This is a genomic window from Rheinheimera sp. A13L (assembly GCF_000217935.1).
GTDB lineage: Bacteria > Pseudomonadota > Gammaproteobacteria > Enterobacterales > Alteromonadaceae > Pararheinheimera.
In genome coordinates, this window is sequence record NZ_AFHI01000045.1 from 55,681 (window position 1) to 66,514 (window position 10,834).

General features: G+C 42.2%; 4 protein-coding genes. All 4 read right to left on the bottom strand.

Annotation, left to right across the window (positions count from 1 at the left end; translation table 11 throughout):
• Nucleotides 1–281: 281 nt before the first annotated feature.
• The 4 genes from RHEIN_RS16560 to RHEIN_RS16575 all read right to left on the bottom strand — a co-directional run bounded on the left by RHEIN_RS16560 (nucleotide 282) and on the right by RHEIN_RS16575 (nucleotide 10,506).
• Nucleotides 282–2,708 (bottom strand): penicillin acylase family protein, encoded by a 2,427-nt coding sequence (locus tag RHEIN_RS16560; protein ID WP_008900131.1) that lies wholly within the window; start codon nucleotides 2,706–2,708, stop codon nucleotides 282–284.
• 122 nt (nucleotides 2,709–2,830) lie between these two features.
• On the bottom strand, nucleotides 2,831–3,577 hold the full coding sequence (locus RHEIN_RS16565) for an aspartyl/asparaginyl beta-hydroxylase domain-containing protein (protein WP_008900132.1): 747 nt from the start codon (nucleotides 3,575–3,577) through the stop codon (nucleotides 2,831–2,833).
• Between the two features lie 34 nt (nucleotides 3,578–3,611).
• A complete protein-coding gene (locus RHEIN_RS16570) occupies nucleotides 3,612–5,285 on the bottom strand; it encodes a cyclic peptide export ABC transporter (protein WP_008900133.1) in 1,674 nt (557 codons plus the stop codon).
• A 64-nt stretch (nucleotides 5,286–5,349) separates the two neighbouring features.
• Nucleotides 5,350–10,506: a non-ribosomal peptide synthetase gene (locus tag RHEIN_RS16575; protein WP_008900134.1), complete on the bottom strand. Its 5,157-nt coding sequence runs from the start codon at nucleotides 10,504–10,506 to the stop codon at nucleotides 5,350–5,352.
• Nucleotides 10,507–10,834: the final 328 nt, after the last annotated feature.

The following is a 10,834-nucleotide window of genomic DNA, read 5'->3' on the forward strand; positions in this document are numbered from 1 at the left end:
GAGACTGAAAAATTGTAAGCCTCTGTTTATAAAATCAAATATGCTCACTGTGCATGAGCATCAACTGCCTCGCTGCAGGCTTCTCATCACGCACAATGGCATTGCCCTATTGTTGGTGATCTGGTTTAAAGTCACTGGCAAGCAATCCCACACGCCCGTCGTGCGCGTGGGGTAACAGACTAAAAGGCATCAAATTCTTGCATGGTGAAACTTCCTCGTAAAACAAGTCATTTTCAGTGTTTTTAAGCTCTGACTGCATATTCATACTCACTTAGAGCTGGTCAGTGAATTGCCTTATTCGCAAGTGTGTCTGAGTTGCCAAGACTCAGCCTTGAAATCTCCGCTTTTTCAATTTCTTTCTTCGTAAAGGGCAGCTCGTGCAAGCCAGCGTTTTGCGAATACAAACGAGATTGTTGATGGGCGTAATCTGAGCTGCCATCAGAGGACTGGGAATAAGTCAAGATCCCCCTGGCAATGACCTTGTCCTGAATATACTCCACCGCCATAATCCAGCTGGAACCGAACCGAATATGATAGCCTGATTCTGTCAAACCTGACTCTAATTCTTCTTCTGACTCATGATCAAACACTGCATCATAATAGTGGCGGGGCTGCAGGGTTCTGTCCCATGTCCACGCGGCAATCATATTAAAGCCGCCCTCCTCTTCAAATAATCCTGGCCAAAACAATTTTTGCCCTGCAGAATTTCCTTGTGGCGTAGAGGCTTCAAAAAATTGATAGTCTGCAACGCTGCTATCTAAACTTATTCCGGCCTTGCTAAGGTTTACCGCAACATGGGCAAGTTTTGCAAGACTTTCAACAGTCGCTTTGAAGCTACGTGGGGTATTAAGTGGATCTTGCGCGGAAAATGGTACGGAAAAATCCTCTGATGAGTTGATCATAAACGCTAATTCCCGTAACAATAAACTGCCTTTCGCTGACTTATCAAATCTCCCATTCCACGCTGCAATGACCTGACACGCCGGCGATAAAACAGTACTGTATTCAGCTTTCAAACTCTGCACCTTTGCCAGCAACGCTGAGTTTTTACACATGCTGCGTAAGTCCGGCAGAATCAGTTCAGCCAAGTAAGAGCGGGTAGAAAACATCGTTGCCTCAAGTTCCTCCATAGAGAACCTCTGGTCCTCGCCTCGCTCTTCTTTTAACAGAGTCAGACTCATTCGAGTTCTGAACGACAGTTCTGATTTTTCTTTGCCCAGCAGTGGTGAAAAGCCTTCCAATGGTTTATCCACATTAGTGGCCCAGTGAGAGTCGTTTGCATTTTGCACATAGCTACGAGTGCTTAGAATTGGGATTTGTTCGTAACTGATGTAGTCATCAAATACCATATGTGAATACTGCCCAGGCAGCATGGTTAAATTATGGTTCTCTCGTACGGACGCAATTTCTTCACTTTCAGCTATTAGTCGCAAGGCTTCGGCCGGCAATGCAGGTACAGCAGCGTCACCTATAAAAAGGGCTTTACCTTCCTTACCGGTAATCAAAGTATTGTTGAAAATCAGACCATTATGTTGCTTGAAAACGTCTTTAACTGCTTGCAAACTATCAGCCCGGTTCAGTGCCAGCCAGTGATCCACCATTTGGATGTTATATTCATTAGCATCTTTGATAACGTAAAAATGACTCTTATCCCAAGGCATCATATCGTTCTCAACAATCCGTCCGATATGGGTAAAATACATGGGTCTGGACAAAGTTTGGTATCCATCATCTACTTTGACCACAACCTCAATCAAGCGCTTTTGAACATCCATGATCTGTCCGTCAAACTCATAAGTTTGCAGTGAATCAGGGCCAGTACTCATACGGTAGATAACAAAATGCTCTGCAGAAGAAAAAGTATGAGTCCATGCAATATCCTTATTAAAACCAATGTTTATCACGCCAGGAAAGCCAATTAATGAAGCCCCCATGGTATCAAAATCATTTTCCACTATGGCGTGAGATTGCCAGAATTGCAGATCACCTTCGTAGGGAAAATGTGGGTTTGCCAGTAACATACCAGATTTGCCTTTGGTATATTCAGAACCTAGAGCCCAAGCATTTGAACCAATATTAAAAGGCAAATCTCTATGGGTGGTTAACCTGACCAGAGATTCGCTTTCGTCGTCGGGGCTGGCAATATAGTAATCTTCCAAAAAGTTCATGGCGCCAGGAAAAACCGCAATAGAGAATAAATAACCGAGCACATCATATTGCTTTATAGGACGTACCCAAGGTTCATCAATACAGGATTTGTGAGGTTTATCTTTCACCTTCCTAGCTGCTGCCAGATACTTGTTATACCCTGCAGCAAAACCTTGAATCAAGGCTCGGGCTTCAGGACTCAGATCTGACCAGAGAGCTTCTGCATTATCTACCAAGGCCAGTGCTTTGTAGCCGAAGTCTTCGATGATATGTTGATTATCGCCAGCTTCGTTGCGATGGGCACCAAAGAAGCGCGCCCGCTCCCCCTGAATACGAAGGTAGTTATCCGCCAATGTACAAAGGTGATCTTCAGCTTGAGCATAGCCACTGCCAAACCCCAGGTTAGCAAGACTATCGGCACGAATATGGGCAATGCCATGGGTTGTTCTTACCAGTTCTGCACTATAATTTTCTTTATTCATAGGTTTGTCTTGTGCCTGAACTGCTCTAACAAACAATGCTACAGAAAACAACATGACTAGCAACATGACTTTATTCATTATTTCGCCTCGTATGGGGGCCATTTAACACAAACTGAAATCTGTGGGGTTTTTGTTCTACTACACACTTTAGGTGCCTTCGCAGCTACGTTAAAGTTCGCTTTCCTTATGTATTTCGGGAACTACATGCCGGTCAGTCGCCTGATTTCTGAAAATACAATGTGCAGCGCTTCTCTTTCTGCTGCCGTCAAGTCAGGATGCCAGATATCCATCAATAAACAGATCCGGTTTTGATCTGAGTGATTGTGGGCATGATGCTCATAGGAATAATCAAATATCAGGCATTTACCCTCCTGCCAGTTTCTGGGTTCATTGGCCACTGTGATCTCACAACCTGCTTCAGGAATATCAACTGCCAGTTGCAAGTTCAAAGTAAAGTTCCATAGATCAGAGTGAGGTTTTATTTCTGCACCTGGGTGCAACAATGAGAAATGGACTTCTAATAAAGGGCAATGCCAATCACGCAGTTCATTTTGAAACACATCCCAAGTCACCGGAACTACCTGCTGAACTTCCGGTTTCGGTTTTTCATTCCGATACAAATACAGCGCACTCCAATCCTTTTGCGCCCCCAAGTAATGCTCGTAATTTACAAGAGTCGAAGACTTTTGCCGAACAGCTTCACGCACTTCTTCCTTGATAGCTGGCGCTACAGCTTCCAATCTTTGGACCAGAGGCTTGAGTTCACACATATTCTCAATGTCCAGCCAAGGAGTGGTAGACAAGCCTTTCATTATATATTTTGCCCCGCTTTGTAAGGGATGACGGTCTTCGGGGCCAGCATCGAACATTTCAGCCACACGATCCAGACAATCCTGACCGTACTTTGCTTTTATACCCTGCAATTTGTCTTCAAACATATCTAACATCATATTGTCCTTATTCTTGAACTTCAGTTATACCTTAGACAGACACAGAACTACTCATTGATGCAGCTGTGGTTGTAGCATCAATATGATTCAGTCTTGTGTATTCAATGCTGTCAATATTTCCTTCTTCAAAAGTGACCAGTCTGTCAGCCACTGAAAAATATTTATCATCGTGGCTAATCACAATCACAGTTTTACCTTTATTTTTTAGCTCCGTAAGTAACTCTTCGTAGAAGAATCTACGGAAATAGGGGTCCTGATCCGCAGCCCATTCATCAAATACATAAACAGGTGCGTCTTCCAAGTAGGCTAGCAGCAGCGCTAAACGTTTTCTTTGGCCATGAGATAATTTAGTGGTAGAAAATTTACCATTCTCAACCTGGACCTTGTCGGATAGTTGCAACTTTTCGAGGTATTTTCTGATGTCGTCATCTGAAACCAACTCCCCATTGCGATTTATCACAGAATCAAACAGATAAAAATCTGAATGTATGACGCTAAACAGATTTTGGTATCCTATTAGCAAGTCGGGGGTGATTTTGGTTTCGTTCACCTGAATAGTCCCAGAATCAATCTGATACAAACCAATTAATAGTTTCGCAAATGTAGATTTACCACTACCATTCCCCCCCTTAATGATCACTACTTCGCCACGATGAATGTCGATATTAAAGGGGCCTGAAACAAAATGATTGTCTTCCTGTTCATAGTGAAAAGATGCTTGTCTAAAGGAAATTGTAGACCAGTTATCAGGAAGGGATTTCTCTTTGGATTCGAAATCAATACACTGTTCATCAGAAAATGCCAACTTATCTAATTTTCGTATTGCAATCATCGCTTTAGTTATATCTTCTTGGGAAGATAATAAGTAGTCGATCGGCCCTAACAGGAATGTCAAAATAAAGATAAAGCTCAAGATATCAGTGCTTTCACCCAGGCCAAATGCGCTATGTGCAAAAATCACACTACCCAGACAGAGAAATAATAAGATTTGCCCCCAACTTTCCGTCAAATTCCAGAACCATTCAGATTTAAGATCAGAGCTGTTTATTTCATTTAGCGAAGGTGTAACATCGTTCTGATAGAAGGCCTTTTTACGATTACTGTTATTGTTGAGTTCTTTTACACCATCAACCAGTGATTTAAATTGCTTGTGCAACTCATCGTAATCCTCACGATATTTCTCGTCATACTCTTCTGCCCGGTTAATAAATAGCGCCGATACCAGCAATCCCAAGGGCAGCACCACTATAAGCACTAAAAATAGACTTAGAGATTTGAACGCCAAAAAACCAAGACAAATAACAGTGGTAAGAAAGTTATAAATATATCGCGGCATAGTAGCGATGCCACCGGAAATATCGCTAACATCAGTGGTTAAGCTCGCCTGTACTTTATGCCCTCCCATTTTGTCCAGCACATTAAATGGTGTATTTAAAATACGTTTCACCAGCGCACTACGCACTTCAGACTTTATGTGAATACTTAGTTTAGTCATAAAATAGTTTGCAATATTACTCACTATAAAAAGACATACCAAGCCTAGAGAAAACTTAATCATCCAACCAGAAAGGTCAGCATTAATACTCTCAATCGAATTATCTGCCAACAGAGTTATCAACCAAAGACCAAAAAAGGCACTGGCAGCACCGATAATACTGTTTGCAATTATTTTATATTTATTTCTCTTAATAAGTTCAATAACCATAGCAACGCTTCTTTATGTTATAGGCTTCCCGCTCTTCAGCGGGAAAATATTATTGGATAAGATTTTAAACAGAACACCAACAGGTAACTGTCCAAACACCACCGACAAACACTTTGGTTTGCTGTTTTTTCAGCCAAGATGTATTTTCCAGTAATTCAGTGGAACCGGTCACGTTTAAGAAATATAACCGATACCCTTTCGACACTACATCATGGTATAAATTGTCGAGTATTTTTTTCTTCGTCTCCATTTCAAAGCTGTCAAAACAATAAACAGCGGTGTTTGCTGCAGCAAATTGATACAGCGTAGCATCCGTCACCACCACTTCATGGGATCTGGCTTTCACATGTTCAGCAGGGAGCTTTGCCAAATTCTCTTTCGCAGAGACAGCTAATTCTTCAAACAATTCCAGACCCATTACTTTCGCAAAAGGATATTGCATGGCGGTAAACAAAACCCGACCTTTACCACACCCTAAGTCGACAAAATTCAGGCTGGATTGTTCTTCTTGTAACATTTCAATAGCCCCTCTTATCACGTTGTAAAGGGTAGGCATATAGCGCACAATCTTCTCGTCAGAAATCTGCTTGTACTGATCACCAACTGCAACTATGCCATCCGAATCACAAATAACAGGCTCTGTATTGGAAGAAATCTGATCCAATTGTAAAAACACATCATCATCCTCAACTCCAAACAGAACTTTAGAGTAAAGATTTAATGTGTGTTTGGCTGCGTCAACCCCAAATTCAATATGAATATCATCAGCCAATAAGGCTCTCGCTAAAGCATCAGTGGCATTGTCATGCTGGTTGCACGCAATCACACAATCCAGCGATGTGCTCAGAATACTGGCAAATTCTTCATTTGCCCTGTTTTCTACGCGGATAACTTCAACATTATTTTTATGTTCAGTTAAAAGTAAAAAATCTCGCCCTTCCAGGTTGACTAAATGCCGGCAAGGCGCATCTATATCGCTAACATAGTTTTTGCAGCGGCTCTTCATTGCTACAATCAAAGAGTCAAGATCGGTGATCTCTTGTGGGGTTGTCTTTCGGTGCACCACACACTCGCTACAAATGACTCTCGCTAAATCAATTGCTTCACGACCAGAGAAGAGATCAAAATGTCCACCATTAATCAGTTCCATCTTCACTTCTTCTTTACAATAAGCCTGGATCTGTTGGCGGATGACCTCGCGTTTACTAATCAAATCGCTTTCCCTTGCGAAGATTAACAGTAGTTCACCTGATAAAACACCACTGGGTTCGTAATCGCTGGCAAACTCTGATTGACGATTGAAAGCATTAATCACTGTATCAGTGTAATCAGAGTCAGTAATGCCTTCATCTTCAAAATATTCAATTAATTCGTCATCTGAGCAAGGTTCGTCCTGATACCCCATTAACATGGAGTCAATAATTACAACCCTGACACGTCGACCTTCAGCTTCCAGAGCAAGCGCCATTTCAAAAGCGATGTTGGCACCTACGGAAAATCCAGACAGAGTGATTTCTTCGTCTGGACATGACGCTAGTATGCTCTTGGTAAACACGGCAATCATGCTTTCAAAAGAGTCAAATCCTTCTTCTCCGTTTAACGCCGGGTCTTCAAAGACTAATAACTCATACTGCTCTGCCAGTGCCACACCAAACTCGTAAAACGAAATCGAGGACATGCCAGCACCGGGCACCAGGAACAGAGGAGGTTTATCTCGCGCAATATTACAAACTGGTACCAGTATGCTCTTGTTCGCCAGGTTTTCTTTCTGCAATGAATCGGCTAGGCCTTTTATGGTTGGATTGCGCACAAATTCTGACGCAAGAATTGATTTTTGTAGTTTCTCTTTCACCTCATACATCACTTTGATGACAAGTATAGAACTACCACCTAATTGGAAAAAACTGTCGTTTATATCTATTGTTTCCGGGCGGATTCGTAAAACACTTGCCCAGATATCAACCAACTGAGTTTCTAATTCAGTTGTAGGCTCCATCAACTCAAAGGGTGATTCACTCTCATTCCCGGTTAACTTCGCCAACGCATTTTTGTCAACTTTACCATTTATGGTGAGTGGCCAGTCTTCGACAATAATAATCTGGCCGGGAATCATATAGTCTGGTAGCTGCTCGCTCAGTGCAGACTTCAATGCCCTGCTAAAGTCTTTATCAGTGTCAAATTCTTTCGCGCCTTGTTTCTTAACATAGGCTACCAGATTAAGACTTCCATCAATTTCTTTGGTTAAGACGATTGCAGAGTCAACCAGAACATTTTGTGCCAGCGTTTCTTCAATCTCAATAAGCTCAACCCGAAATCCTCTTATTTTAACCTGATCGTCCAGTCGCCCCATGAATTGAAGATTACCGTCAGATAACCGGCGAACCTGGTCGCCAGTTTTGTATAGTTTACGATAGCTATCTGGCATGTTCTCCTGGTAAAAAGGATTGTCGACAAAGCTGGCATTTGTTTGGCGATCCTTGTTCAGATAACCTCTGGACAGCCCCGGCCCACTGATAGCCAGCTCACCGACGCAGTCCTTGGGAGTTAATGTCAAATCATGATTAATAATGTACACAGCATAATTGATGTTGGCTTTGCCAATCGGTATGACATCTAAGTCTAAACTACGAGCAGATACTGGATAAGACGTGGCAGTAATGGTCGCTTCGGTAGGGCCATAGGTGTTCACCAATTGAGTATAGTCACCAAACTTTTCCATATGATTACGCGCTGCTTGCACAGAGAGTGCCTCACCGCCAACAATAACCATTCTCAAAGACATTATCTCAGCATGCTTAGGATATGAAACCATTGATGACCAAAACGCTGTAGGCAGAGATGCCACTGTAATCTTGTGGCGATTACAAAACTCACTAAACGCTGCAAGTCCCTGAACACATTCTTTATCTTTAATTACCAGGGTCGCACCACTGCACAAAGCGCCGAAAAACTCCTCAACAAAGATATCAAAACTCAGGCTGGAGAACTGCAATACTCTGTCTGTATCCGAAAATCTATATTCTTTGCTTATATGAAGCTGATAATTCACCAAAGCCTGATGGCCAATCATGACACCTTTGGGTTTCCCTGTAGAGCCTGAAGTATATATGACATACGCTAAGCCAGGAGATCTATTCGCAACCTCTTGCGGTGCTAAATTGGCTACTGAGTAACCAGCGCAGGTGTGCTGGTTTTGCGATTTGTCACTCAAGCCATCCAGTGAGATGACCTGGCCTTTATAGGATTGCAACACATGCTTACTATTACTTTGTGTCAGTATTAAATCGAGCTTAGCGTCCTCCATTATGTAGGAGAGGCGTTCGGCAGGATAGTTAGGATCCAGGGGGACATAAGCAGCGCCCGCTTTCAAAATAGCAAAGATAGCTATGGCAACATCCAAAGAGGACTCTGCGCAAATCCCCACCCGGCTATTTTCTTGTATCGCTTTTGAATCCAGCAAGTGGCGGGCCAACTGGTTTCCTCGCTCATTTAACTCCCTATAAGTTAAACTAGTTTCACCGAAAACCACGGCAGATTTATCAGTGTGCAAAGAAACTACCGCTTCAAATAGATGATGTATAAGCGAGTTGTTTTTCTCCGGTACTATATCGTTATTATTTTCTGTGAGGTCAGCAAAATCCAGAGAGGACAAAAAGGGTAGCTGTGAAATCTTTAGCTGGCTAATGTCGTCATGGCTTACCATTTCAGCCAATACTCTGCTCAAGCTAGCGCCCAGGCTTTCAATGAAGGCTTTAGAAAACAGCTCCACATCAAAGGTCCAGCTGATGGCAGCACTTTGCTCATTGATCTCAATATCGATTTCTAAGTCGAACTTTGTTTGGGTGTCGGTTTCTTCTATCGGGGACAGCTCGATGTCTCCTGCCAACTGCAAAAATTGCTGATTTTTATCAGCAGAGTTGAATACACCAAAATTATCCGCCATTCCAATATGGATTTGAAACAGTGGATTGTATGACTTAGAACCTGATAGCTTTAGCATTCCTACTAGTTGGTCAAATGATATATCCTGATTCCGCTGCGCTTCCAGATTGACTTTTCTGACATAGCTCAGATATTCACCTAATACCTCCTGCTGTATTTTTGTTCTAAGCACCAGACTATTGATAAAAAGTCCAATTGAGTTTTCCAGTTTCTTATCTGTTCGATTAGCAACGGAGGTTCCCATAGCAATATCAGTGCTATTACTAAACTTGGATATCACTAATGACAGAGCTGCATGAATAAACATAAAAGGCGTCATTTTGTGCTTTCTGGCTGCAATCAGGATCCCTTGTGTTAATTCAGTATCGAAGCTCTGCTGAATTACATCACCTGCGATTCCCTTGGTATCAGGCCGATACCCCTTCAAAGGCAATCTATGCAGAATAGGTAAATCTTCGAGGTTCTGTTGCCAGAACTCCAATTGGGCTGCAAACTTATTTGACTCCAGCAAGTTGTACTGCCAATCAGCAAAATCAGCATACTGAATATCAAGACTGGGTAACAGCACCTCCTCGCCCAGTGAAAACGCGCGGTAACACTCGGCGAACTCATTAAACAGCAATTCCATTGACCAGCCGTCAGCAGCAATATGATGCAAGCTTAACAGCAAGGCACTTTTTGAGTGACCAAGTCTGATTAAACTTGCTCTGAGCATTAGGTCCTTTGACAAATCAAATGGCTGCGAGTTATGAAAATCCATGCTCGATGCCACAGCCTTTTTTTGAGCATCTTCAAAAAGATGACTAAAATCTTCTCTCTTTAAATTAAAGGTAACGTTCTCCAAAATGTGTTGGATGACAATACCACTTTCATCTTTATATACAGTGCGGAGTACCTCATGACGATTAATGATGTAGGCAAACGCTTTTTCGACAACCTCACTATCCAGATTGCCCTGAACCCAGAAACCAGCGGTAATATTGTATTCGGGACTTTGACCGTTCAGGTGATCGATATACCAAATTCGCTGCTGTGCAGAAGATAACCTGTTTGATCTGTCAGAGTTGGCCTGCAGTGGCGTTGTGGTGAACCGGGATTCATCAACAGCGCTATCCTGCTCTCTCAATGAACTGATGATGGTCTCTTTGTGCTGCTTTATGAGCTGCAAAAGATCATCACTTAAAGCCCCTTTCTTTGACTTAAACTTCAGTTTCTCATTGTCTAAATAGAGGTAAACCCCTTTTGAAGTCGCAAGGTTAATAACCTCGTTAGTTCCCATTATTTTTCCCCTTGCAATGTTGAGGTTTTACTCAGAACAGCGGCGCATTGCGCAATATCTTCAATGCTCTTGCAGACCTGTTGTTGTTTGTTCATCCCATGTGAAACAACACATTTGCTACAGCTTCTTTTTAAATTATCCATGCTCAATTGCCAGATGTTTTGTACTTATCTACAACACGAAATTTTTCAGACAAATACCTATTATTACACCGTGATTTATTGGCTGTTTAGCATTTAAAACGCATTAATTTAGAATTAAAACTACGCCAGTTAAGCACAAATAATATAAAACCGATTGGAAACGTCTTACGCGTGAGACGTTTCCA